Here is a 24,777-nt window from a genome sequence, read left to right as displayed (position 1 = left end):
CTAGTTATTAGTGCTCACGATAAAACCATCTCTCCGGTATGTCAATAGTTTTTTTCTGATAAATCCACCCGTTATTCCCTTCTGCTGTAATTTGGCGTGTTCCATGCCTCGATCCCCTTACGGAAAAGCCTGGTGTCGGTATACGTCACGTGACAAGTCCGTTGTGCTGGCCATTTTGTTTTTTTTGAAATCCAGCTGCAAGGACGTCTTATAGATTTGCCCTGGTTGTTGTCTCATCACATGTCCAGTTTATGCCCCTTCACCACGTCCACATCACCCCTTCCTTACATCACGAACACTATTCTGCGTGTTATGACAGCCGCGTTATAGGAGACATTGTAGATGCAGAGGGCTCCTGATGGGGCCGCTTGTCTTTGCTATGGTGTGGCGGACTTCTCTGGTGCATATTCCCACTATTAATAAGGCCTTCTGCCGGTGCTATTACCTGTAGATGCTTTTCGTGATGAAGCATATTTACGGATAATTTATTTTTGTATTGACAGAGAAGAATAAAAACGAGACAACAATACTTCAAATTGGTTTGGTGGATCAGTTATGACGCAAACCTCGCGTCGCTTTGTCAGTTCAATCATAAGATTGATTTTCAGCGAAATTGAGAAAAGTGAATTTCGCAACTGCCCGACTGAATTGCAATCGGGTGAATCTAAACAGTAATACGGTGTTCTCTCTTTTCCAGGAGAACAATGTTTTTTGCCGTGCGTATGCACGGCAGAACCGTTGTCTCTTCTTCCCCCCCTCAATGAAAAGAGACCCAAGGGCTCCTGACAGGCCCGACAGAAGTTCCCATTGATATTGTTGTACAAGTTACATGCAATACCCGTCGTACCCCTTGTTGTACCAGAGACAAGCAGTGCCCGTTGTACCCATTGTCGTGCCCGAATCATGTTGTGTGACCATGACCCCCAATGGATACGGAGCTCCCTATGCGTATGCCGGGTTGGATCTCATCACCCTTACGGCGATTCGTGATTTCCCATTTCTGCGCTATTTTTTTAACAGGTGGATGTAACCTGAGGGGCGGAGCTATGCGAAGTGGGGTATAGGAAATAGGTAATAGGTAATTTAGAATATACAAGCAAATGCTGGGTGTGTTTTGTGCAAATTCGGTTAACCTATGGATTTCCTGAATCTTAAAGTATGGAATCGTGCAAAAGACCTTGCGGTATTTATCTATGTAATAACCGGTAAAAATCCTTTTGAACGGGATTATGGTTTAAAGGACCAAATACGTCGCGCCGCTGTTTCTGTTTCGAGCAATATCGCAGAAGGTGATGAACTTGGTACGAAGAAACAGGCCATCAAACATTTTTATATAGCAAAAGGCTCGTCCGCAGAAGTGTTCACCCAGGCAATTATTGCCTTTGAAGTTGGTTATATTTCGAGGGAAACGTTATGTTACATTCAGAGTGAATGTTCAGCTATTTCAAAAATGCTATACAGTCTGATTCGCTCTCGTGCAAATTAAATTGGGCCAAATGGTTGTTTTATGACCTATAACCTAAGGCCTATTCCTTGGTTTCATATCCCTATGCCTGCAAAGCTACCAACTGACTTCTGTCTCTTGACGCACTTGGGAGGCGAATGTTCCGTCACCGGCTCCTGCCACCTCCTCACAATCACCCATGGCCCGACCATGTTGATCGACTGCGGACTGGCCATGGGAGAGGATTCCCTTGTGCCGTTCTCCGAGTGGCCTGTGGCACCTGAGGATATCGATTATCTGTTTCTGACCCATGCCCATATCGATCACATCGGCCGGGTGCCGGACCTGATTGATGCTGGGTTTTCAGGGGAGATCCTCTGTACGCACCCCACCAAGGCGCTTCTCATCCCCATGCTCCATGACGCCATGGGGTTTTCAAATCGTTCCAAAGAGGAGATTAAGCGGCTTGAGGCCGCTATCGACGAGCTTTCTTGGGGATTCGAGTATCAGCACTCCTTTCGCCTGAACAAAGGGGTTCGGTTCAAGTTTGGGCACGCAGGGCATATCCTGGGGTCTTGCTTTATCCATTTCACAATTCCAGGAGACCCGGCACCCTACCGGATTCTTTTTTCAGGGGACCTGGGCTGCAAAGGGTCGCCCATTCTATGCGACCCGGATCCACCCGATGCCTGCGACCTTCTCATCATGGAATCTACCTACGGGGATCGGAACCATGAGGCAAGGGGCAACCGAATCCAGCGGCTGGAGAAGACGTTGAAAAGGGCCTTGGCCGACGGCGGCAAGGTGTTCATCCCCGCCTTTTCCCTGGGACGAACCCAGGAGTTGATTTATGAGATTGACCGGATCCTTTCGTCTCAGAAACAAGGTGAAGCGGCAGGGCAGGGGAGTGACCTGAAAAACATTCCGGTTTTTGTGGATTCTCCCCTGGGGCTCAATGTCACCCATATATACGGCTCTTTGAGCGAATTCTGGGATAAAGAATCAAAACGCCTGCTTAAAGAGGGCGATCATCCCATCGACTTTGCGACGCTTTTTGCGGTAAAGTCCTACAGGGATCACCAAAAATCTCTTACGGTTTCCGGGCCGGCGGTTATTATCGCGGGCAGTGGCATGTGCACCGGAGGCCGGATCATCGACCATCTGGAAGCTGGCCTGGAAGACGCAAAGAACGATCTCTTTTTTGTGGGATACCAGGCCAAAGGCACGCTCGGTCGCGATATCATCACATACGGCTCCCGAAAGAACGGTTACGTTCGGATCAACGGGGAGAAAGTCCAGGTCAACGCAAGGCTTCACGAACTCGGGGGGTATTCAGCCCACGCCGACCAGAGCGAGCTGGTGCGTTGGGTGGAAGAGATGCCCGAGAAGCCGGGTAAGATCACTTTGGTACATGGAGAAAAGGAGGCAAGGACGGCCTTACAGAAGGTGCTGGAAGATCGTGGTTATCGGTTATAAGACATTCAGGTGAAAGGTGTCTGGTTCTTCGTTCCGCCATTATTTTCTGACTGAGCTATACACATTCTCTGGCAGAAGAATCGGAGTCGGCAAACCAAGAACACATCGAACCCGGGTATTTCTTGAGCTGAGCGCTGCCATAATCAATGCATCAGGGCTGCAGATTGGGTGGTGTATCCCAAAGCTCTGATAACATGCAGGATGGCGCCCGAAGGGTGGTCGCTCGATCAGACAATCGTGAATTCCAGCGGCAACAATTCCTTGTTGCTCAGGTCTGATCGTTTTCTCATGAAATATCGGGGCAATAACGGAGCCAACCATCATGATACATAATCCAGTCATCGCCGTTGTCGGTTTGGGATACGTTGGGCTTCCCCTGGCCCTGGAATTTGGAAAACAATACGAGACCATCGGTTTTGATATCAAAGAGTCCCTGGTTGAAAACTGCCGCAGGGGCGTGGACAACACCGGGGAAGTGGATGCAGGGGCCTTCAAAGCAGCGGTAAAATTTTCGGCAACCAGCGACCCCACAATGATCGGAAAAGCCGATTTTATTATCGTGGCTGTGCCGACGCCCATCAATGAAGCCCATCAACCTGACTTTTCGCCCCTTATGTCTTCCTCCGAGACCGTGGGCCGTCACATGAGCAAAGGGACCGTCGTGGTGTACGAGTCCACGGTTTTCCCGGGAGCAACCGAAGATATCTGTGTGCCCATCCTTGAGAGGGAATCGGGCATGACGTGGAAAGCGGATTTCCATGTGGGCTACTCCCCAGAGCGCATCAACCCGGGCGATAAAGATTTCAGAACTCTTACAACCATCACCAAGGTTGTCTCAGGCGACACCCCGGATACCCTTGAAAAAGTAAAGTCTCTCTACGGCTCCATCATCACCGCAGGAGTCCATCCCACGGCAACCATTAAGGAAGCCGAAGCCGCTAAAGTCATTGAAAACACGCAAAGGGACCTTAACATCGCCCTCATCAATGAGCTGGCCATCATTTTCGACACCCTGAACATCGATACCCTCAACTGTATTGAAGCTGCTGGAACCAAATGAATACTTCCCTTCAGGCCCGGTCTTGTGGGCGGCCACTGCATCGGCGTTGACCCTTACTATCTCACCTACAAGGCCCAGGTAGAAGGCTATCACCCCGAAGTGATCCTCTCCGGACGCAAACGGAACGATTCCATGGGCAAGTACATCGCCCAGACCACCGTAAAGCGCCTCATGAAAAACGGCTGCCTGAACAACGGCTCTTCCGTGGCCGTCCTCGGCCTTACTTTCAAGGAAGATTGCCCGGACCTGCGCAACACCCGCGTTGTGGACATCGTCGAAGAATTCCAATCCTACGGCATCCATGTCCACGTCCACGACTCCCAGGTCGACCCCCTTGAGGCCAAGAGTCATTACGGCATCGAGCTGACCCCCTTCGACGAAATCCAAGACGTCGACGCCGTCGTCATCGCCACCGCTCATCGCGAATACAAAGCGATGCCCCTGGAAGCGTTCACAGACAAAATCAAAACCAATGGGTCTCTCATTGATGTCAAAAGTGTTCTGGATCCGGATGAGATGAGAGATTGGGGGGGGGATTTTTGGCGGTTGTAAAAGTGAGGCCGGGTGCATCGTTCAACAATATAGAGATATATACCAATAAGATCAAATTGCACCGGAATGATATTTTTTTAAGGATCATGATGTGTTTCAGGGGTCTTACTTGACAAGCACGTCAATCGCGAATGAATCAAGTATTTTCTCGATTGTAAACCTTGTGAATGCCCTGGAAAACCACGATATAAAGGCAGCTTTCCTGCGAGATACAATGCTGTAAGCGTAGCCAACAGAAACCCTCTATGGTATTGATATCGATTTCATTGAAATCATCTTCGTCATCACCTCTGGCATACTCTTCAGCCCCGTATTCAAGCTCATAAGCCCATCGCTTCATTCTCCCAGCCGGGCATAAACACTGCATTCATCGGAGTAAACCAATCTGGATATTTAACAGACGAGTAGACCGGTCGCTGTTCAATATAGTTGTCGCCTATACACATCAAGCCGCGACCAATCCGAGGCCTTCAGAAACAACCTTTTCAGGGTTAAGGTAGATGTATTTTTATATTCCATATCCTTGCAAGGTCACTCCCAGCGCTCGGGGAGTTTCTTCCTGCACGAGGTTGTACCAATACGTAAAAGAAAGCAGTCACTTCGAGCCTTTATAAAGGTCAATAGATCCGCCAGTAGGGTCCTTTGACGATACGTAAATGTTCGAAAAAGCGACTCCATAAATGCGTTGCCATTACTCACTATAGAGTGGTTAAATGAACTTGATATTTCAAGCGTTTTAAGTTTCTCTCTCAATGTTGCGCCCTTCATGGGGCTACCGTTATCCGAATGTAAAATTCGTTGGCTTTCCGATGCACCCTACACGCAAAACTGTTCTATGAACAAGTTGAGCAGCATTTTCCGATGACTCGCAGCCGCCCTGGACCTCTATCTCAACAATTTTTCGGCTGAAAAGATCAAGTCAAGAATCATATAAAAGTAATAATACTGGCCTTTGATCGGGCCTGGTAAGTAGGTGATGTCCCAGCACCATACCTGATTTGGAGCCGTTGCACAGTGAGTGGTTGCTTCTCCCGGGGGGCAGGATTTTGGCTAAGGCTTTGAGGTATATGCGCGTTCGTGTAGGCAAGGCCAATAAACAAATTAAAACCAAGTTTGCAACAGATCAAAATCTTGAAAAAGTTTTAGGGTATGGAAGCTGCGCTAAATAAAAGCACGAATGTTACTTGGCATCACTCGAATGTTCGTAGGGCCGACAGAGAAAAATTACACGGTCATAAAGGTGCAGTTGTTTGGTTTACAGGGCTTTCTGCGTCTGGAAAATCAACGATTTCTCACTACGTAGAACAGATTTTACATGATCTTGGTTGTTCGACTTATGTATTTGACGGGGACAATGTGCGACATGGTCTTTGTGGTGACCTTGGTTTTGATGAAGTAAGCAGATCAGAAAATATTCGAAGAATTGGTGAAATGGTAAATCTATTCGTTGATGCTGGAGTCATCGCAATCACTGCATTTATATCACCGATCAAAAAGGACGGGAAAAAGTCAGAAACATTGTCGGAAAGGAAAATTTTATAGAAGTGTTTGTGGATTGTCCTATAGAAGTCTGTATTGAAAGAGATCCTAAAGGGATTTATGTGAAAGCCCTTACTGGAGAGATAGATAATTTTACTGGTGTTTCAGCAGAATATGAACCACCAGAGATGCCAGAAATTGTCTTGAAAACAGCAAAAAGTGACTACTTTTTTAGATGCAGAACGAGTTGTTGCCTTGATAAAGGAGAAGCGGTTGATATTTAGTAGTTAAAGGACTAATATATTGGGGTTACATGAATTCATATTGGTGTTGAAATTATAATGATCCAGTTGTAGCGAGTATGTGTTGATAATTTAGGCTATGTAGGCCTTCCCATCGATTTTGTGTTTGGGGAACACTCGAAATCACTGGTTTTGATATTAAGGAAGCCTTGGTAGAAAATTGTCTATAGGGTGTGAGAATTACACCGGAGAGGTAACTACCGATGATTTTAAAAATCCTGTGAAGTTTACGGCAACAAGCGATCCGACGGTGATCGTCAAAGCAGATGTAATAATCGTGGCTGTGTCACCCCCCATTAATGAAACTCACCAACCTGATTTGAGCCTGATCTCATCGTCAGAAACTGTTAGCAGGCATATGAAAAAGGGGGCTGTTGTGATTTATGACTCCACGGGTTCTCCCAGGGGCACGGAAAATATCCGTATCCCTATTCTGGAAAAGGATTCCAGAAAAAAGTGGAGATAGATATTTTATGTGGGATACTCCCCTGACCGGATCAATTCGAGAGACAAAAGAGAGAGAACCTTCCACCACCATTGTCGAGGTGATATCGGGCGACAGCCCAGAGACTCTGAGAATAATGAAATCTCTTTACGGCTCGTTATCACCGCCGGGGGCACCCACAACAACCATTAATGAGGCCGAGGGGATTCTAAAGTTATCGAGAATACTCTGGGGCTCTTAACGTACTAATTTTCAGCGGCGACCTGAAACTGGGTCTACACTGGCGGTTTAAAAATGACCTCATGAGGCATTATATTTCTTCAATTCAACTATTTAAAGCCATATTCTTACATCTTCTGATTTTCTTGGCTCTTAATGACAGGAATGGTGACTCTCGAAATACACAGAGACCAAAAATGGCCTATGATTCTTCAAAAAAGGTACAACTTCAAACCGCCAGCCAGAGGCAATTTGACGGAGCCGCTGAGACTGACACTCTAATCAATGAATTTGCCATTATCTTTGATACCATTGGTCTCGATACATTAAATGTTGCGGAAAGCGGTGGGGTCGAAATGGGATCTTCTTCCATTTCAACCTCTGTTTCTTGCTGACAACCATTATATTGACCCGGCAATTAAAAATACAGGCAACAGGTTGTTTGTGCTATACTCCTTTTCATGGAAAAAATTGATACAAGAAAACTACCAGCTGATACATTACACGAACTCCGAAAACAATCAGCCCGTCTGCGCAGTAAAGGCATGACGTTTAGAGAAATCGCTGAAATTGTTGGAGCTCACCAAGAGACTGTATTTCGATGGTGTAAATCCTTCGAGAAAGAGGGTTCAAAGGCACTTATTCCTAAAACTCGGGGCCGTAAGGCCGGTGAACTGCGAACGCTGACACCAGAGCAGGAAAAAATAATTCAAAAATGGATCAGGGAAAAAGATCCAAGTCAATTGAAATGCCTATACGAACGGTTGGTGAATACCTAAAAAGATGGGGTTTTACTCCGCAAAAGGGCCTATTAACGATTTGAGTGGGTAGAATGTTCTTCCAAAGCACTTGTGGAGTGAGAAACTCTCACCCATGCTACGACAGCCCCCCTTGCTATCAAGGATAAGCCGGGCTGCGCAGCCTTGACAGCTGCGGGTGTCTGCCGTCTTTGGTGGCTCAGGTTATACCTCCGTACGCCTGCCATGGCAGGCCTTGTACAACTAAGCTGTACCGAAGCCAGCTGGGCTTTCCGAGAGTTACCCACTCGAAATGGAAAGGAGCCCGCAAAAGCCACTCGCTATGTTGATCATCAAGTTCCTTCAGGCAAAATCAAAGTTTGGCTGGTCACTGTCAAATCTGGTTGCCTTTTTGAGGTGGAACCTGTTTACACACAGGGATTTGTGGGCCTGGATAGATCAGCCATATGATGTGCTGCCACTTGAGCCTATGTCAGTACAGTTAATGCTCCCATTTACGTGGTGAAGACCACAAATAATGGGACCTGTTTTTCAAGAATTGAACAATATCTACTAATCACAGGGGCCTCTCGAAGAAAATTATTCTTTGAGAGGATATTTTGGACAATAGTGATCTGAGCTTAAAATATGTTTAGTGTAAACAAATATGTAACGCCATATAATAGGATGTTTAAGTGGATTGATGAATTCAAGTAGAAAATCCTTAAAAGAAGATAATAGCTCTTTGTATGAAATTGACGGTAAGCGACATTTAACAAGTCTACCGCTTAAAGATTCAGTAAAAAGTTATTTGATAACAGGTACTGTATGGTCACTTATTGGTAAATTGGTAACAGTTTTTTCTAATATGATGATTGTTGCACTTCTTGCAAGAATTTTAAGTGTTAATGATATGGCAACGTATTTCTTAGGGTGCATAGTATTGCAGTTTTTATAGCTCTTTTTGGTCGATTTGGTATAGAAAATAGTTTATTACGATTTGTCTCTGAGTTTTTGACAGAGGGTGCAAACAATAAAGCCATTTCGGCAATATATAAAGGTGTTGTACTTGTTGGTATAATAAGTACCTTATTTGCTGTCTTATATATAAGTCTTGTCGGGCCATGGGTCTCGTCATACTTTTTCGGTTTAGTCGTTTTCCTTAGAGAAAATTGCTGGTTATATTGCATTTTGGTCAGTTATTTTGTCATTTCAGTTTGTTCTTAACGCAGTCTTTAAGGCTTTTAAGGATATCATGAGATCGGTCTTTTTTGGTGGTGGTATTATGGCGATTAACTCATTTGTATTTTTATTTTTCATAATTAATTTGTTGCACCTGAAGCTAACGCTATATCAGTCTTTAATTATAATTCTTATTAGCGGTAGTGTTAGTGTTATAATTGCTCTTTTTTTCGTTACAAAAAAAAATTTCATATATACGTATTGGAGGCAGGCCTGATACAATCTCGTACAAGTAAAATTCACGTCGTAGCTGGCCATTATGGATTAATTCTATTTCACTTTTCGTTTTAAGTCAATCTGGCATTTGGATTGTAGGTTTTTGGTTTGAAGGTATGGAGGTAGCGGGTTTTGGCGCATCGAATCGATTGATTCTCATGGTTAGTATGACTTTGGTTATTGTTAATTATGTAGTTCCACCTCTTATGACTCAATATCTAACATACTTAATAAAAAAAGAATTAGAGAAAATTTTGAGAATGACTGCGACTTTTGCATCATTACCTGTGATTTTTGTAATGATTATATTTTTAGTATTTCCTGGAGAAATTTTACAAATAATTTTCGGTGATAAAATCAAATTGCTGCACCTATTTTAGTTGTTTTAACAATCGGTCAAATAATTAACGTGCTAGTCGGTTCATGTCGGTATTTTCTTATCATGACGGGACATAAGACTGTTATGATGTGTGTTTCAGTAAGCGTTGCTATAATTTCCGTCAGTTGCGGAATCATCTAAGACTACTGAAAACTTGGTGCTGTAGGGGCCGCAAGTGCGGTTACACTTGCAATAACTATTCAACAAATTCTTATGCTTATTATGGTACGTATCCGAGTTGGAGTATGGACATGTGTTGATTTTAAAAGTGTGGTTAACGTTTTAAGGTTAAAACAAATTAGATAGGAAAAGAAATGATTAAAAGAATGAAAAATATTTGTTAGGAAACATTATTGGAGTTTATTGATGACTTTACCGGTTATATTCAAAGAAAAAGGATAATAGACGTGCATCGCGGTATATTTTTAGGCCGTATTTTGATTAGTACAAAGAGTATTTATATTCATATCCCTAAAGTGGCGAGGAAAAGTATATCTAAGTGGCTACATCAAAAGACCCGATGCATCATAAGTTACATGAGTTTAGAGAAATAGACACAAATAAATATGACTTATATTTTAAGTTTGGATTTGTTCGCAACCCATAGAAAAAACTATTACAACCGTATTAATTATTTAGTTAATAAAAATAACTATTTTATCCATATGGGAAATATTGGTGGCTAAATGAGTATGATAGTTTTGATAGATTTGTCATAAAAGGCTTGACCAAAAGAACTTGTCGAAAATGATATGTTCTTTGCTTCACAAGTATCTTATCTAAAGAACCTATCTGGTGAAATTGATGTACGATTTTGTCGGAAAGTTTGAGTCAATCAATGATGACTATATATATATTGCTAATAAACTTGGAATAACGAAAGATTTTTGGAAAAAATTGGTCCTAGTGCAAAGGGTAAAAATTACTATAGTGAGTATTCAAACGACATGATCAAAAAAGTTCAGAGAAATATACATTGATGATGTTAACGAATTTAATTATGACTTTTTTGTCTTAGATTCCCTAAAAAGCAGTTGCAATTTGATCTGAGTCGAAAGGCGAATTTCGGCTGTAACAGTGGTTTAACTGCCGGTATAAGTATCTGATCTTGTGCACTATATTTTGTAGTCGTTTATTGGTTGCGAAGTGAGTTTAACTATTTTAAAAATGAAAAATGATAAAAAAGTAAAACCGTTTGCATTTGCGTTATTATTTTTTAACTATGTTAAGGTGTGTTATACCTTCGATAAGTGATGTAGTCGTAATTCAACAATTTGAATTTTATGTTAATTCGTTGTTAATTATAGTAGGCACATTGTCTTGTTTGTTCGTTGTAATCAAAAAAACCAGAAATGGCTTTTTGTATATTTTTCACTTATTTTTGTTTGGATTGTATTGTCGAATATTCTGGCGGGACATGACTTTGCAAAATCTGTTATTCAATTTTCGAAATATAGTTCCTATTCTTATAACGGTTAACCTGATAGAAATGTCTGAGCAAATGTCACTTAGTACGAGATGGTGTGGTACTCATTTTTGTTATATGTACTTTAGCATTTATTCTGCCATTGGTATTTAGGGAAAGGTATTTCCACGGTGGCATAGAACAAGTACCTGCTTTATTATGGTACATTGCACGATAACGGTTTCATTGCAGCTACCATTTCAATTATTTAGTTTAATACTAATGTACACAATGAAGCACACAGTTGTTAGGTTTCATAATTTTCATGTTTTCCATCTATTTAATGATGGGTTCTTTAAGTAGAACGTCAATGGTAATGTTCACTATAGTTGTTCTTGGAGTTGTCTTCTTTAAAGTTCCACATAGATTGAGGCAGTTAATATTTATAGAAACCATTTATTCTCTTTGTGGGGTTATTTTAATTCTTTTTTTGTTTTTTACTGACAACTTAGAATGGTAAACCTATCTATCGTCAGGCCGTCTGGGATGTAGCTTGATCAAATCAATAGGCTTATAAATTCATCTTTTCTAGAGGTAATTTTCAGTTGTTGGTAGTAATGGTGATATAATATATTCTTCTGTTGGCTTCAGAAACCAAAAGATGCACACAGCACTTTGCTTGGTTTATTGGTTCAATATGGTATTGTGGGCTTTTGTTTGTTTGTTTCATTGTTTATTAAAATTTGGACTATTTCTCGAAAGTTGTTGATAGCGGGTCGAGGGCGATGTCTTTATGCTGGCTTTATAAGTACACTTGTTTATAGATGGCTTGTTGGAGAGGGTGGTGCCCTGTTTATTGTACTTTCTTCTTTTTTTGTTGGTACAACCTAAATTTTATCATTTGAAAAGGTAAATATTCCTTTCAGGTAGATAAATTTTTTCCTGATAATTCTGGGTCTCCGGCATGTTTGCCGAAAAACAAAAGATGTTAGTCAAATCGAAAAATCATGATATCTGTAGGCTTCTCACGGCATTTAAGTCGGTGGATTTTTGATGAGCAGTCCCTCTTGGCTATCCGGCTCGAACGATTCCGCTTAAAGAATATCAGGAACACGGGCTATACGGAATACTTTGTTTAAATCGACATATTGTGCCATCAAAATTTCATTGAGCGACAACCCATGTTGCATTATGCCTAAAGCAACGGCGGGTACGATTCCATTTGTCCAGTGGGGCCTGACAAAATTGTGTATCAGCTGGTGAACATCCAAAGTCCTTTGCAATCCAGTTTTTGTTTTGAGTATGTGTTGTTTTTTCGCCTGAATGCGCTGTTTCTTCTTCTCAGTGCAGCATTCTGAGCCTCAACATGATTCGCATGAAAATCTCCAAATATCTCCAGGTCTTGTGATGTATCAGGATGCTCCTGCTGTGTGGCCTGATATTTCTGACGCTTCGGTCCTTTTTTATGTTGCTGGCTGCCCTTGTTCTTAATTCGTACTCGAACACTCTTCGGAAGGACTTTCCGGGGACGTCCAGGCCTGCCAGTATGCAAGGCCTCATTACAAATTTCGAAAAGCATATTTCCATAGCGTGTTTCACCGTCTGATAAAAATGTCAGATCATCTGTTTGGTCGATACTCACACACTGTATTCATGACATATTGGAACAATGCTGCGTCCTTGTTGCCAGTCTTTGTTCAGCCTAGAAATCGACTGGCACGTCCCATAATAATAACCGTATACTTTGGAATCCATGGGGGCAGTGCGCTTGCCAACGATGGTGTACAACTCATCACCTTCAAAGGTTAAGGGATACAAAATCTTTGCAGAGTGCATACAGCATGAGGGAAGCCTTCTGCTCTGCAATTTACTTCCCAATGAGCAATTGTTCCTTTGAGGGAATTTAATATACGCCCTGTAGCACGAAGGCCAAGCCCTTCACTTCGAAGCCTCAAGGTTGTGGCTACCGTACTGATGGGTGATTTAATTGTCGCGGCTCCGTCACATTGCCCCTGGGCTCACAATTTGAAGTTGTACCTTTTTTGAAGAAGAATCATAGGCCACTGTACGGATCTGTGTGAGTTTGAGAAGCCACTATTTCCGGTCATTAAAAGCCAAGAAAATCAAGAAGGATGAATATGGCTTTAAATAGTTGAATTGAATACAATATAATGCCTCATGAGGTCATTTTTAAACTGCCAGTGTAGCCCCAGTTTCAGGTCGCCGTTGGCACTAATCCCTTCCATAGCGGTATTGTGGGTTTGGGGGAAAGCCTTTAACAGTCAGAGCATCGCATCAAATGGCGTTCTCCATTATGAATGGTTTGGTAGCGTTTAAAAAATGATACATTTGTGGAAGTTGACAATGGGGACATTTTATTGAGTCTAAATCATCATGAAGGCTTTGAATCATAGAATCCACTTTTTTTGGAAGACGAATACTGATGAATTTGAGCCCAGTCCCCTTTGCGTAGGTATCATATTTACTCTGAAAAGAATCTATATGGAAAAAAATATCGTAATTTTAGGATTGGCACCGCAAGGACTTGCCTTATTGAGAGCATATTCAATCGCAAACTACAATGTTACTGCTATTGGTTGTAAAGAAGATGTGGGCATATATTCTAAATATGGTGATATTTATGTAATTGATAGTCTCGATAGCATTATAAATATTATATTAAATAAACTTTATGGCAATGAATTAATACATATTACAAGTGATGTCATTCTTAACTATTTAATAGATCATTATCCCGAATTGTTCGAAAAATACAATTTTTTTCCAAAATTTAAGGATGCAATCGTTTTCCGAGATAAGCTTAACACTGCGAAGTTTGCGCAGATTTCAGTGTTCCTTGTCCTGAAACGTTTAAGTTTGATGATTTAGCATATTGTAGTAAATTCAAATTCCCATTGATAGGGAAATGGAATAAAACTGTTGGTAAGACAATTTTTCAAAACCGTTAGAATAGATTCGTATGAGGTTTTAGAAAAAAACTAAAGATTTACCAGGATTCAGTAATTTAATATTTCAGCAGTACATTTTGGAGAATGTGAATCCGATATCGTTCTGGAGGATATTGGATGAATGGTGTTGAGCAAGTGGGATAGTTGTTCAGCAATCCAGGCAGTATGCAGGTTTAGCAAGTGAAGTTGAGGAAATAAGCAACGAACCTGCTAATGTAGTAAGAAGATATGCAAATAAGTTATTAAAGGCAATGGATTACAGTGGATTTGTTGAAGTTCAATGCAGGGTTGATGATAAAACAGGCGTTGTGTATCTAATAGAAGTAAATCATAGAGCTTGTGGATCGATTAAGGTCCTGATGAAAAATTTTTCTCATAAAGTTTTATGTACAAATACTGATAGCATAAAAGTAAACGAAAAAGAAGTGGATTAATATTGTGCGCGATGTAAGAGCCCTTTTATATGCGACTAAACAATCACCCCACCAGTTTAATGTTAGTGAAATATTTATGGACTATACTGGGCATGGGGTTAAAGATATTTTCGATATAACAGATATAAAACCTTTTTTTATGCAGTTAAAAAAAATAATGAATAGGTGACGTTGTATATATTCTTAAAGAAAATTAGATTTACTCTAAAAACGGAAAGGGTCAACGTATTATTTGATGGTCTGTTGAGCCTCGTTTTATTTAAAATAGGTTTAAAATGCTCAGAGACACTATTTTTTTATTATGATCTTTTAGCTGAGTATAATTGCCTTAATGATCATGGTCATTTACTCTTACAAGGATATCAAATTTATGGTAATACCAGACCTCAAAATGTTATTAAATTTTAAAGCAATACCAGAGCGAATGGATTTTGTTCCATACAGCAATGGTTTGATCGAGGTGCTATGTGTTTAGCAATTGTTCTAAATAATAGGGTCATTGCATACACATGGGTTCATAGAGAAACGTATGATAATTTAGGACCAGCAGGTGTGCTCAGTTTGAGAGATGATGAAGTTTTCATAGGGCCATTTTGCACGGATCCTGAATTTCGAAAAATGGGGTTATATCAGCGTTTAATGTACAATAGTTTCATATAGCTTAAAGATAATGATGTCAACTTGGTTTATAGTTCTTGTAGTATATCAAATATCGCATCTATTAAAGTTTTAGTTAATAGTGGATTTTCTGCTCTTGGAATTGTCAATGTTACCAGAAATAAGTCCGAAGTTCTTAACTTTAGACATTCATTACTGTTAAATAGCAAAATTATGAAGGGTCCCCTATGAATATTTATTTTTACTCGATACTTTATGAACCTTCGTATGGGCGTTCATTTTTACAGAATATATGTGAAACAACTGATAAAGTATTTGGATGATGCAGAATTTTCTATCATCAATTTGGTTGGTTTAGAAAAAAAAGATTTTTTGAATGCAGTTGAACTCGTAAACTGGGAGTAATATTTCTATTAAACGCGATTTACTTTTATTTTTCATTACGTTTCCGTTCAAAATAATTAAACGTGGAGCTAATGTTGTACATTTAAATATTTCACTTTAAATCTAAAGGATTTATTTAGAGATGGTTTTTTTTTTATTGATTGGAAAACTATTTAACCTAAAATCTGTCGTATTTATCCATGGTTGGAATGAAAAGACTGCGTCAAAAATTAAATCTTGTCACTTTCTTTTCAACAATCTTTTAAAATGATCTATAATCGCTCTGATATCATTGTTCTATTAGCGAATGAATTTAAGCATTCACTTCGCGAGAAATTGAACTAAAACAAAAATTATCGTGGAAACAACTATCGTTGATGATGAAATGGTGCCTATAAAAAACGTATACAATAAATGCATCTCGTCAAATCATAGTAACAAGATTAATATACTTTTTTTAGCAAGGATTGAAAGATCAAAAGGTATTTATGAGGCAATTGATACCTTTGTCATTTTACGACAAAAATATTCTAACATTCGGTTGATTATTGCTGGTGATGGTAATGATTTAAGTGAGGTTAAAAAGTATGTAGATTCAATTGGTTCACATGGAATTGACTTTATTGGGTATATTAGCGGGAAAACAAAAGAAGCTGTGCTCTTGAACTCTGATATATATTTATTTCCGACTACTTATGAGAAAGGGATTTACCGATATCCTTATTGGAAGCAATGGCATTGGGCAACGCCGTCATAACTCGGTATGTTGGTGGGATTCCTGATATTTTTATAAATGGAAAGAATGGATTTATTACTGATTCAAAATCACCCGATGTTTATGCTTATTGAAAAAATGATCCTTGACCAGTCCCTATTAAGAAGGATAGGTATGAATAATTTCAACTATGTCTCAGGAATATTTTTTTGCATCAAAAGTTATTAAAAGGATTGAGTCTATTTACTTGGATCTTTATTTTTAATACTCTTCTATTTCATAAGATATAGTAATTCTAAGGCGCCTCTTTTTGCACTCTGAGCATCGATCTGCATAGATTAGTGATATTTTTCAAATCGAGGTTCAACCTTACGATTTTGTCGGTAATTCCATTATGGAGATAATTTTATTTTGCTGAATATTATTCTTACAATTGATTATGAGATTTTTGGCGATGGCTCAGGTGATGTATAAAAAGCATGTAGTAAAACCTCTCCAGAATACATCTTTTGAAATATGTAATAAATATTCCGTACCTTTAACAATCATGTTTGAGGTTAATGAGTATCAGAAATTTGTAGAGTATTGACCTTGAGCTAAATAAAAACCTTGGATATTCTCCGGCCCAAGAGATGAAAAAGCAAGTGCTCGATGCATATTCCATTGGGCATGATGTTCAGCTTCACATACACCCACAATGGGTAGACGCTGTATATAAGGATGGTAAGTGGGAGATAATTAATTCAGAAGTTTCTATTACTGAATTTTCAAGATCAAAGATACACAGTGTTATTCGGCAAAGTTAAAGCAACTATCAAATTAATTTATGAAGTTGATAAAGAATATACAGTTTCTGCTATGAATTTCACTAATCTTCCATCAAATGAAGCACCTATGGAAGTACATTCTGCTATGATAAAGACAGGTATATTTGTACATTCACTGGCGGTTTCGGATTTTTCATCGTCTCTGGGATATTGGCAACTTGCCCCGGATAATTTAATTTATGAGCTACCGATACACTCTGTTTCCTGATTATGGCTATAAACGGTTGCTTGTTCAGTCAATCAAAACAGCACAGAAAATTCAATAAGAACCTGCAATTCTGTTTCTAAACATGATATTTCAATATCAAGAAACTATATTAAGATGTTTTTAAAGTAAAAAAATAACTTGTCTTCAACCTTATTCATTCAAGTGGGACTTTTGTAAACAATCTTGTAAACAAATGTTAATATTTTTGGATGAAGCTGAAAAAAGAACATTAACTATGCGAAAAATGAAATCCCTCTTTGTAATGATATCTCATTCTAAAGACTTTTTTAATGAGAACAATTTTGAAAAATTTTTATTAAAAGTAAATACTGAATATTCCAGAAAAGGTAAGATTAAATTCACAACTTTTAATGATTTCAATAAACTAATATCATCATTTTGCACAACTATATTCATAAATCTTTGAATTTTATCACTCAATAATAGTGGTTGAGAATTATGATTAATATAAGCCACAATTTACTATTACATTACATCCACCAGCAAGATTACAATGGTTGGGACCTGTTCGATGGTCTTAATTCAACACTCCTCCAAAATACCCCACTCTATAAATTTGGTCTGGCCTTGCAGTTATCCAATTTTTTAAACGCTCCCCACTAAATCTAAGAAAACTTGTATCAGTTCCAAAGGGCTATAATCCCAAAGGTCTTGGTCTTTTTACATCAGCATTCTTTATTAGGGAATGTGAAGAAGCTGAAAATCTCTTGGCTCAGCTCAAATAGATGCGATGCCCTGGGTATTCAGGCGTATGCTGGGGTTATAATTTTGATTGGCAGGCAAGGGCGTTTTATGTGCCAAAGGGTAAACCAGACATTGTGACAACGGTTTTTGTTGCTAATTCTTTTTTAAGAACTACTTTGAGAAACATGGAGAAGCTGAGGCTTTCAATGGGCTTGCCACTGCAATAAGTGCCTGTAGTTTATTTTGAATCATATGGTGCTGTCAGAGGATGAGGATACTCTTTGTTTTGGGTATATCCCCGGAGAAGAGGCTCGGATTGGTGATTGAAATATGTTGGAGCTCCTTGCTGGCCCGTGTTTACTCTCATACAAAAAATAGAGAATATATTATGATAAATCGAAAAAGTCGATGGCTTATTCAATTAAAGGCCATGAAAAACGATTATTCATGGCCTTACGGTGAATTGAATCATCATCAGTTTGTTGATAATTTTCATACGGGGTTGATGCGTTACTTGAAAGGCTGGATGGATTCAACAGGCGACATGGCCTGGGAAAATGAATTGAGAGACGCGTTTCGTTACTTCCTTGAAACATTTTGGCTAAAAAAGGGTTGCCCCAAATATTATAATGATACCCTTTATCCTATTGACATTCATTGTTCAGCTCAAGGTATTGTTACGTGCCTTTAAACTTTCCGATTATGATAGCAGAAGTCTCCCAATGGCCCATACTATTGCTGAATGGGCCGTTAAGAATATGCAGGACAAAAGAGGTTTCTTTTATTACCAGAAAACAAGATGGTATACCGATAGATCCCGTATATCAGATGGTCCCAAGCCTGGATGTTCTACGCGCTCTCCTTTTTGTTATCAAAGCAGAAATCCAAAATTATAGTTATGCGTTTTCGTCAAATTCTTTGAAGAGGATACCGATGTCCAGAATTGATCCATGGGCTGCCCTGTCGATTCATACCGACACTGAATCAAACAATAATTGAAGTTGAAAAATCAATTCACAACAAAGCTATGTGTCAGCACGTGGTTGTGAATGTTTCAAAGTTTGTGGAGATGCAATCGGACTCTAAGTTAAAAGATATTATCGCATCCTGTGACATTATCAATGCGGATGGCATGCCCATTGTATGGGCCTCTTGGCTATTGGGGGTTCCGCTCCCTGAGCGTGTTGCCGGTGTGGATTTATTTCAGAAACTTATCCGTGTGTGCAGTGATAAGGGATACAGGCCTTTTTTCTTCGGCGCTCAAGAGGGGGTTGTGAAAGGGGTGGTGGAATCCTTTCAAAAAAAATATTCAGATTTAAAGGTGGCGGGGTATCGAAATGGATACTATTCAGAAGATGAAGAAGAGGGCATTGCGAGCATGATCAAAGACCATGCAGATATGCTTTTAGTAGATTTATTCACCTATGAAGGAAAAAGTACTTGAACAGATGGATGCCTGTGATGAATGTTCCTTTCTGCATGGGCGTCGGTGGGAGTTTTGATATTGTTGCCGGAAAAACGAAGAGAGCACCGGTGTGGATGCAGAAAACCGGAATGGAGTGGAGTTACAGGATTATTCAGGAACCCAGGCGGATGTGGCGCAGATATGCTCGCACAAACCCCGCATTTCTTTGGCTTGTTATGAAAGAAATGTTAGGCCATGACAATAAAAATATGAAACAATAGATAACCCGAGTAGCACGAAAATTACAACAATCCCCTCTCTACAAATGAATGTATATAGCGTTTTAGAGAGGTCGCCACTCCGTACCGCTGGAGGCTTGTTTTGTGCTTTTCCCATTCTCAACTCGGACTATATTTTTTTCTCAGGTATTTGTGCGAGGTTTTCAATAATCTGTCTCCACTGAGAACGGCACCGAAACGTGATGTGTTTTGTGCTTGAGCTGCAATGATAACAGGCTGATTTTTGAAAAAGCCTTGCACTTTGAGGTTAAAAATTCATTTACAGGCACAATGAGAAGCAATTTGTTTTAGAATTTGAGCTACCTTTTGGCGGCAAATTGTCCCTATACAACCGCTATGTAAAATTGGGTCACCTGATTCCCTGGGACGAATTTGAAAATGAGTACCATGGAAAGCTAACTCAATGCGGTCAAGGCCCCTCAGCAATATCAGCACGAATGGCTCTTGCTACACTCATTATTAAGGCACGCTTGTCAGTAAAGTAATCATGAATGTGTTGAGCAGAATTCGAGAAAACCCATACCTGCAGTATTTCTGTGGCATGAAGGCTTGTTCGACGAGCCTCCTTTTAATCCAAGTATGTTCGTCCCATTTTTCGAAAACGTTTTACTGCAGATATCATTTCGCGCATAGACAAATCGGTTAGAAAGCGTGCTCTGAGGTCAGCTGCGCTAATAAAAGGCCGATGACGATTATAACAAAAAGGGTGGAGGGCCATCCAACCGAGGCAAATTGCTTGTTGATGCCACCTGCGCACCCGCTGATATCTCTTTCCCTACTGATTTCAAGCTGATCAACAACGCAAGGGAAAGATCTGAGCGCATGATTGACATTTTCATGGCACTCGAAACCCAGGTAGTATCAAGCCTCAAACATACCGTAAAAAGGCGAGAAAAGAGTATCTCTCCGCTTCAAAAAGTAAACGGATGAGTACCAGTAAACGACGTCAGATCCTGAGACTTCAATTAGGGTACTTGAACAGAAATCTGGGGTATATTGACGCGCTCTCCAAAGATGAGCCTCCAAGTTCTGAAGCCGAAGGTGTACTAAGATCCTCTTGTGATTACCAAGTATATCGACAGCACAAAATGATGTTTGATCGGCGGGAGAAAAGGATCGATGACCAAATCATTAACATCAACCAACAGCAGTCTACAACCAATCAAAAAGTGTGGAAAAGCCGGGCGTGATACAGAGTTCGGCGCTAAAGTGTTCCGTTAGCCTTGTTGATGGCTATGCTTTCATTGGCCGAATCAGCTGGGATAACTTCAATGAAAACCAGGACCTGGTGAGACAAATCCAGCGTTACAAGAAACGGTTTGAGGTTTACCCTAAATCGGTACACGTTGATCAGGTATACCGAACCAGAGACAATCGTAAATATTGCAAACGCCATGGCATTCGTATATCTGGACCTCCTTTGGGAAGACCGCCGAAAAAAACGCGAGACTGAGGCTGAACTAATCGAAAAATCTCTTCAGGCCCGACAAGACGAAATAGATCGAATCCCCATTGAAGGCAAATTTGGACAAGCAAAGAGACGATACTGCCTTGGCCGTGTGATGACAAAATTGGCAAAGACCAGTGAAACTGCTATCTCACTTTGCTTTTTAGTCATGAATATAGAAAAATGGCTGAAAGCCATTTTGTTGTGCCTGCTTTTCAAAGAGCCAATTCGGTGGTGGTCTTTCAATGTGCCACGTTTTGCCTCTGCAGCTGACTAACCTCATGTCCTGAAATTAATCGCGCAAAATTGTTCAGCAACCCCTATTTAAGTGTTGGATAAAAAAATGAAAATATTGCTCGTTGCCGGTGCTCGCCCCAATTTCATGAAAGAATGCCACCCATTATTCGTGAGATCAAAGCAAACCAAAATGGTTTGCAACTTGACTACAAGCTCGTTCATACGGGTCAGCACTATGATGCGAATATGTCCGAGAGCTTCTTTGAAGATCTCGGTATTCCTGCGCCGGATTATCACCTCAACGCTGGTGGCGGCTCCCATTCGGAGCAGACTGCAAAGATCATGGTGGCGTTCGAAAAGGTCTGTCTTGATGAAGCTCCTGATGTGGTTCTTGTTGTGGGAGATGTCAATTCCACCCTGGCGTGCAGTATTGTTGCCAAAAAGCTGTTGATCAAGGTCGCCCATGTGGAAGCGGGGCTTCGGAGTTTTGACCTGACCATGCCCGAGGAGATCAACCGGATGGTCACCGATGCCATCACCGATTATTTTTTCACCACGGAGAAGCACGGCAACGAGAACCTTTTGAGGGAGGGGAAATCAAGCGGGTCCATTCATTATGTTGGCCACGTGATGATCGACAACCTCCTGTTTCAGCATGCAAAGGTCCTTGACACCATGGATTCTGAATTTGCCTGTCATGATCTGAAGGCTCGCTTGGGCCAATATTTGTTTTTGACCCTGCACAGGCCGTCCAATGTGGATGACAAGGAAAAGCTAAGCGATATTGTAAGGGCCCTGAACCAGGTAAAAAGTACCATCCTGTTTCCCGTTCACCCCAGAACCAGAAAGATGCTGGACTCTTTTGGTGTCAGGATGTCTGAGCGCATCGTTAAATTAAACCCTTGGTTATGGGGAGACTTTCTTTGTTGGAGGAGCCCCTTTATGCTGTCTTTACCGACAGCGGGGGGCTTTAGGAGGAGACCACGGGCCTGGGGGTTCCCTGCTTTTCAATCCGCGATAACACTGAGCGGCCCGTTACCGTGGAAGAGGGGACAAACACCCTCATCGGAACCACCGGCGCCAACATTCTTGCTGCATATGATGGCCTTAAAAAAGGCAATGTCAAGACCGGCTCGGTACCGGAGTTGTGGGACGGCAAGGCCGCGCAGCGGATTGTGGATGTTCTAATTGAGGATGTCACCTCTCCGTTATAACAAAAAAATCGAATCCTTTTCTATGCGTAACGTATCCTACCGGATTTTTCTGTTTGTTCTGATCTTTCTCCCCTTGCTTTTGGCGCCCGCGACACCCTTGGCTCTTGCCATCTTGGAGTTGAGCTGCGTTTTTGAGGAGCTGTGTTTTATCTTCTTGCACTTAAGGGAAATGCAACACCATACCGTGTTCCCGGGCTTTTGCCTCTTGGACTTTTTGTGGGCTGGCTCGTGTTTCAAGCCATGCCTCTTCCTGCCACACTGGTCAAGTGGGTTTCTCCTGCCACCTATCTCATCTATCGGGAGAACCTTGGCCCGCTGGAAGAGTTCTCGTGGATTCCTTTTTCTGTTTACCCCGGGAAAACCCTGGCGGAGGGTTTCGGTTTTCAGCCTATCTTTTGTTTTATTGGGGTACGGTGCAGCTTCTTTCGGATCGGGACAAGCTGAAGAAAACCGTTCTCGTCGTTGCAGGTCTTGCCGGTGTCATGGCTGTCTATGCCATTGTTGAAACTCTTTTTACCAACGGAAAAATTTACGGTTTTTATGCAGGGCCTGCCAACAACACACATGTGGGGCCGTATGTGTACCATAACCATTACTCCGGGTTTATGGGCATGATTTTGCCGATGGTGCTGGGGCTTTATCTCTACTATCGACCCCAGGCAAGGTATGGCTCCTGGCGGGAGAGGGTGGTGGAGTTCTGGAGTCAGGCGACAAGCGCCCTTCACCTTTTGCTGGGCTTTGCGGCGGTTCTCATGGGGACGTCTGTGTTTCTCAGCCTTTCTCGAGGTGGGGTTATCTCTGCGTCCATGATTTGCCTGGTCGGCTTTTTTTCTCTTCGTAAGGGGACGTCGCGGCGAAAGCGGTTTGTCTCTTTGTCTGTGCTGCTGATCCTTCTTTCTGTCTCCTGGTTTGGGTGGGAACCCAGTGAGCAGTTCGGTAGAGCCTTTAATGAAGAAGGGAAGTTGGTTAACTCTCGTTTTACCATCTGGAACGATGCCTACGGCATGGTGAACGATTTTTTTCTGACAGGTACAGGAGTGGGGACCTTTGGGATCCCGGTTATCGGAGTTTGCAGGGCCAGAAATCCGTAGGACATGCCCACAATGATTACATTGAGCTGCTCTCATGCGGCGGGGTGATTGGGTGCCTCTTGGTGGTGTGGTTCGTTGTTGCCCTGTCGCGCCACCTGGGCTATGTATCGCAAACGCCGTGATCCCTATGCCCATTGCCTGTATCTCGGCTCCTTTACCGGAATTCTGGCGATTTGCTTTCATAGTGTTGTGGATTTTAATTTCTACAGCAATGCCAATGGCCTTGTTTTTTCTTATCGTGCGGCCTCGCCATGGCCGCTTCCCATACGCGGCTTCGCGGCAGGCAGGAGACATTCCTGGCGGAATCCACATCGGTTCATAAACGGGTTACCTGGGTTTTCACAGTGGTTTTTCTCTTGCTGGTCGGCGTTTACCAGGGCGGTTCCCTACGGGCATCCGCTTTGTTTGATCGTGTGGCCGGAACGGTTGTCTCAGGTGACACCACGTTGCAAGAGTCGTCGCAAGTGATAGAAACCCTTCATTGGGCAGCGTTTTTCGCCCCCCTTGAACCCGCCTATCCCTTTGCCCTGGCACAGGTTTTTGCTGTTTACGGAGAGGGGGATATGGCGAAAGGGTGGTTGACGCAGGCTCTGCGCTTATGCCCGGTGGACAGTAGCGTCCTCCAGTACACCGCCCGGTATGCGTGCCGGAGAAACCGGAAGGTCTTGGGGCGTCACTATTTTGAGAGGGCCGTCGCCCATGACGCGGCCAACCCGGACAGGCGCAAAATGTTTGCCGGATGGCTTCTCGGTGCTGGAGAAACCGATGAAGCGTCCCTGTACCTCAAGCAAGCCATGCTCCTTGATGTATCTAAGGATAACATCAAGGCGTGCATCTCGTTGCTTCTTTACCACGGGTTATCCAAGGAAACCATTTACGGGATGCTGCCCGAGCGCATCTATCCTCGCTTTGTGTTCGCCGATACAATGAGTGCCTTCGGCCATGGTGAACTGGCACGTGAGGCGATTCTCCGGGCAATGGATTATCTGGAGTGCGACGATTCGCTGAGACCCTGGCACTTCATGAAAATTTACCGGGTTTATATGACTGAGAAGGACTACGACATGGCGCTGTCGGTCCTCCAAAGAGCCTCTGAGTACTTTCCCGGCCATCCGAAGATACGACTTCTGACGGGCGACACCTACCTCAAAATGGGTATTCCCTACCGCGCCGCAGAGGAGTACGAGCGGGTGTTGATTGTTGACCCGGACAACCGAAGAGCAACGGCAGGGCTAAAGCGGCTGTCGTCCTACCTTTGATTTGGTGAT

21 protein-coding genes and 3 pseudogenes are annotated in these 24,777 nt (G+C 41.9%); 23 read left to right on the top strand and 1 reads right to left on the bottom strand.

Annotated elements, in window-relative coordinates; translation table 11 throughout:
- Positions 1–1,135: 1,135 nt before the first annotated feature.
- The 10 genes and pseudogenes from ACOYW1_RS13065 to ACOYW1_RS13020 all read left to right on the top strand — a co-directional run bounded on the left by ACOYW1_RS13065 (position 1,136) and on the right by ACOYW1_RS13020 (position 8,672).
- The gene (locus tag ACOYW1_RS13065; RefSeq protein ID WP_482416123.1) at positions 1,136–1,486 is read left to right on the top strand and encodes a four helix bundle protein; all 351 of its coding nucleotides are present in this window, start codon (positions 1,136–1,138) and stop codon (positions 1,484–1,486) included.
- 63 nt (positions 1,487–1,549) lie between these two features.
- Positions 1,550–2,920 carry an MBL fold metallo-hydrolase RNA specificity domain-containing protein gene (locus ACOYW1_RS13060; RefSeq protein ID WP_482423134.1) on the top strand — a complete coding sequence of 457 codons (1,371 nt, stop codon included), beginning with the start codon at positions 1,550–1,552 and terminating at the stop codon, positions 2,918–2,920.
- Positions 2,921–3,242: 322 nt separating this feature from the next.
- Positions 3,243–4,097 (top strand): annotated as a pseudogene (locus ACOYW1_RS13055) (nucleotide sugar dehydrogenase); the annotation flags it as partial.
- A 15-nt stretch (positions 4,098–4,112) separates the two neighbouring features.
- Entirely contained in the window at positions 4,113–4,532 is a 420-nt protein-coding gene (locus ACOYW1_RS13050; RefSeq protein WP_482423717.1) for a UDP binding domain-containing protein, read from the top strand.
- A gap of 1,149 nt (positions 4,533–5,681) precedes the next feature.
- Positions 5,682–6,295: pseudogene (gene cysC / locus ACOYW1_RS13045) on the top strand (adenylyl-sulfate kinase).
- Positions 6,296–6,533: 238 nt separating this feature from the next.
- Positions 6,534–6,779: a hypothetical protein gene (locus ACOYW1_RS13040; RefSeq protein WP_482423716.1), complete on the top strand. Its 246-nt coding sequence runs from the start codon at positions 6,534–6,536 to the stop codon at positions 6,777–6,779.
- Between the two features lie 395 nt (positions 6,780–7,174).
- Entirely contained in the window at positions 7,175–7,372 is a 198-nt protein-coding gene (locus ACOYW1_RS13035; RefSeq protein ID WP_482423133.1) for a hypothetical protein, read from the top strand.
- Between the two features lie 66 nt (positions 7,373–7,438).
- On the top strand, positions 7,439–7,756 hold the full coding sequence (locus ACOYW1_RS13030; protein WP_482423132.1) for a helix-turn-helix domain-containing protein: 318 nt from the start codon (positions 7,439–7,441) through the stop codon (positions 7,754–7,756).
- Positions 7,726–7,800 (top strand): winged helix-turn-helix domain-containing protein, encoded by a 75-nt coding sequence (locus ACOYW1_RS13025; RefSeq protein ID WP_482423715.1) that lies wholly within the window; start codon positions 7,726–7,728, stop codon positions 7,798–7,800. The genes ACOYW1_RS13030 and ACOYW1_RS13025 overlap by 31 nt, the downstream gene beginning before the upstream one ends.
- Before the next feature lie 617 nt (positions 7,801–8,417).
- Positions 8,418–8,672, top strand: coding sequence for a hypothetical protein (locus ACOYW1_RS13020; protein ID WP_482423131.1), 255 nt, complete (start codon positions 8,418–8,420; stop codon positions 8,670–8,672).
- Between the two features lie 3,536 nt (positions 8,673–12,208).
- Here the strand turns inward: ACOYW1_RS13020 and ACOYW1_RS13015 are convergent.
- Positions 12,209–12,598: a hypothetical protein gene (locus ACOYW1_RS13015; protein WP_482423130.1), complete on the bottom strand. Its 390-nt coding sequence runs from the start codon at positions 12,596–12,598 to the stop codon at positions 12,209–12,211.
- A gap of 860 nt (positions 12,599–13,458) precedes the next feature.
- Between ACOYW1_RS13015 and ACOYW1_RS13010 the strand changes: the two genes are divergently transcribed.
- The 13 genes and pseudogenes from ACOYW1_RS13010 to ACOYW1_RS12950 all read left to right on the top strand — a co-directional run bounded on the left by ACOYW1_RS13010 (position 13,459) and on the right by ACOYW1_RS12950 (position 24,768).
- The gene (locus ACOYW1_RS13010; RefSeq protein WP_482423129.1) at positions 13,459–13,845 is read left to right on the top strand and encodes a hypothetical protein; all 387 of its coding nucleotides are present in this window, start codon (positions 13,459–13,461) and stop codon (positions 13,843–13,845) included.
- 1,874 nt (positions 13,846–15,719) lie between these two features.
- Entirely contained in the window at positions 15,720–16,118 is a 399-nt protein-coding gene (locus ACOYW1_RS13005; RefSeq protein WP_482423128.1) for a glycosyltransferase, read from the top strand.
- On the top strand, positions 16,094–16,210 hold the full coding sequence (locus tag ACOYW1_RS13000; RefSeq protein WP_482423127.1) for a hypothetical protein: 117 nt from the start codon (positions 16,094–16,096) through the stop codon (positions 16,208–16,210). Before ACOYW1_RS13005 ends, ACOYW1_RS13000 begins: the two co-directional genes overlap by 25 nt.
- A 652-nt stretch (positions 16,211–16,862) precedes the next feature.
- Positions 16,863–17,111 (top strand): hypothetical protein, encoded by a 249-nt coding sequence (locus ACOYW1_RS12995; protein ID WP_482423126.1) that lies wholly within the window; start codon positions 16,863–16,865, stop codon positions 17,109–17,111.
- A 1,021-nt stretch (positions 17,112–18,132) separates the two neighbouring features.
- Positions 18,133–18,507, top strand: coding sequence for a hypothetical protein (locus ACOYW1_RS12990; RefSeq protein WP_482423125.1), 375 nt, complete (start codon positions 18,133–18,135; stop codon positions 18,505–18,507).
- A 354-nt stretch (positions 18,508–18,861) separates the two neighbouring features.
- On the top strand, positions 18,862–19,260 hold the full coding sequence (locus ACOYW1_RS12985) for a WecB/TagA/CpsF family glycosyltransferase (RefSeq protein WP_482423124.1): 399 nt from the start codon (positions 18,862–18,864) through the stop codon (positions 19,258–19,260).
- Positions 19,257–19,502, top strand: coding sequence for a WecB/TagA/CpsF family glycosyltransferase (locus ACOYW1_RS12980; protein ID WP_482423123.1), 246 nt, complete (start codon positions 19,257–19,259; stop codon positions 19,500–19,502). Before ACOYW1_RS12985 ends, ACOYW1_RS12980 begins: the two co-directional genes overlap by 4 nt.
- A 1,189-nt stretch (positions 19,503–20,691) precedes the next feature.
- A complete protein-coding gene (locus ACOYW1_RS12975) occupies positions 20,692–20,973 on the top strand; it encodes a transposase (protein ID WP_482423122.1) in 282 nt (93 codons plus the stop codon).
- Entirely contained in the window at positions 20,915–21,244 is a 330-nt protein-coding gene (locus ACOYW1_RS12970) for a transposase (RefSeq protein ID WP_482423121.1), read from the top strand. The genes ACOYW1_RS12975 and ACOYW1_RS12970 overlap by 59 nt, the downstream gene beginning before the upstream one ends.
- A gap of 113 nt (positions 21,245–21,357) precedes the next feature.
- A pseudogene (locus ACOYW1_RS12965) lies at positions 21,358–22,035 on the top strand (UDP-N-acetyl glucosamine 2-epimerase); the annotation flags it as partial.
- A gap of 158 nt (positions 22,036–22,193) precedes the next feature.
- Entirely contained in the window at positions 22,194–22,418 is a 225-nt protein-coding gene (locus tag ACOYW1_RS12960) for a UDP-N-acetylglucosamine 2-epimerase (RefSeq protein WP_482423714.1), read from the top strand.
- Positions 22,419–22,831: 413 nt separating this feature from the next.
- Positions 22,832–23,509 (top strand): O-antigen ligase family protein, encoded by a 678-nt coding sequence (locus ACOYW1_RS12955; RefSeq protein ID WP_482423120.1) that lies wholly within the window; start codon positions 22,832–22,834, stop codon positions 23,507–23,509.
- 251 nt (positions 23,510–23,760) lie between these two features.
- A complete protein-coding gene (locus tag ACOYW1_RS12950) occupies positions 23,761–24,768 on the top strand; it encodes a tetratricopeptide repeat protein (RefSeq protein WP_482423119.1) in 1,008 nt (335 codons plus the stop codon).
- Positions 24,769–24,777 lie beyond the last annotated feature (9 nt).

The sequence above is a fragment of the Desulfoluna sp. CYM3A genome (assembly GCF_056829965.1).
The sequence above is the reverse complement of the archived record's forward strand: the minus strand, read 5'-3'. Positions and strand labels throughout refer to the sequence as shown.

Coding starts and splice junctions, on each gene's coding strand:
- ACOYW1_RS13030 (WP_482423132.1), top strand. CDS start 7,439: ATGGAAAAAATTGATACAAGAAAACTACCAGCTGATACATTACACGAA.
- ACOYW1_RS13050 (WP_482423717.1), top strand. CDS start 4,113: ATGGGCAAGTACATCGCCCAGACCACCGTAAAGCGCCTCATGAAAAAC.
- ACOYW1_RS13065 (WP_482416123.1), top strand. CDS start 1,136: ATGGATTTCCTGAATCTTAAAGTATGGAATCGTGCAAAAGACCTTGCG.
- ACOYW1_RS12950 (WP_482423119.1), top strand. CDS start 23,761: ATGGCCGCTTCCCATACGCGGCTTCGCGGCAGGCAGGAGACATTCCTG.
- ACOYW1_RS13000 (WP_482423127.1), top strand. CDS start 16,094: ATGGCATTGGGCAACGCCGTCATAACTCGGTATGTTGGTGGGATTCCT.
- ACOYW1_RS13060 (WP_482423134.1), top strand. CDS start 1,550: ATGCCTGCAAAGCTACCAACTGACTTCTGTCTCTTGACGCACTTGGGA.
- ACOYW1_RS12970 (WP_482423121.1), top strand. CDS start 20,915: ATGGCATTCGTATATCTGGACCTCCTTTGGGAAGACCGCCGAAAAAAA.
- ACOYW1_RS13020 (WP_482423131.1), top strand. CDS start 8,418: ATGAATTCAAGTAGAAAATCCTTAAAAGAAGATAATAGCTCTTTGTAT.
- ACOYW1_RS13010 (WP_482423129.1), top strand. CDS start 13,459: ATGGAAAAAAATATCGTAATTTTAGGATTGGCACCGCAAGGACTTGCC.
- ACOYW1_RS13035 (WP_482423133.1), top strand. CDS start 7,175: ATGGCCTATGATTCTTCAAAAAAGGTACAACTTCAAACCGCCAGCCAG.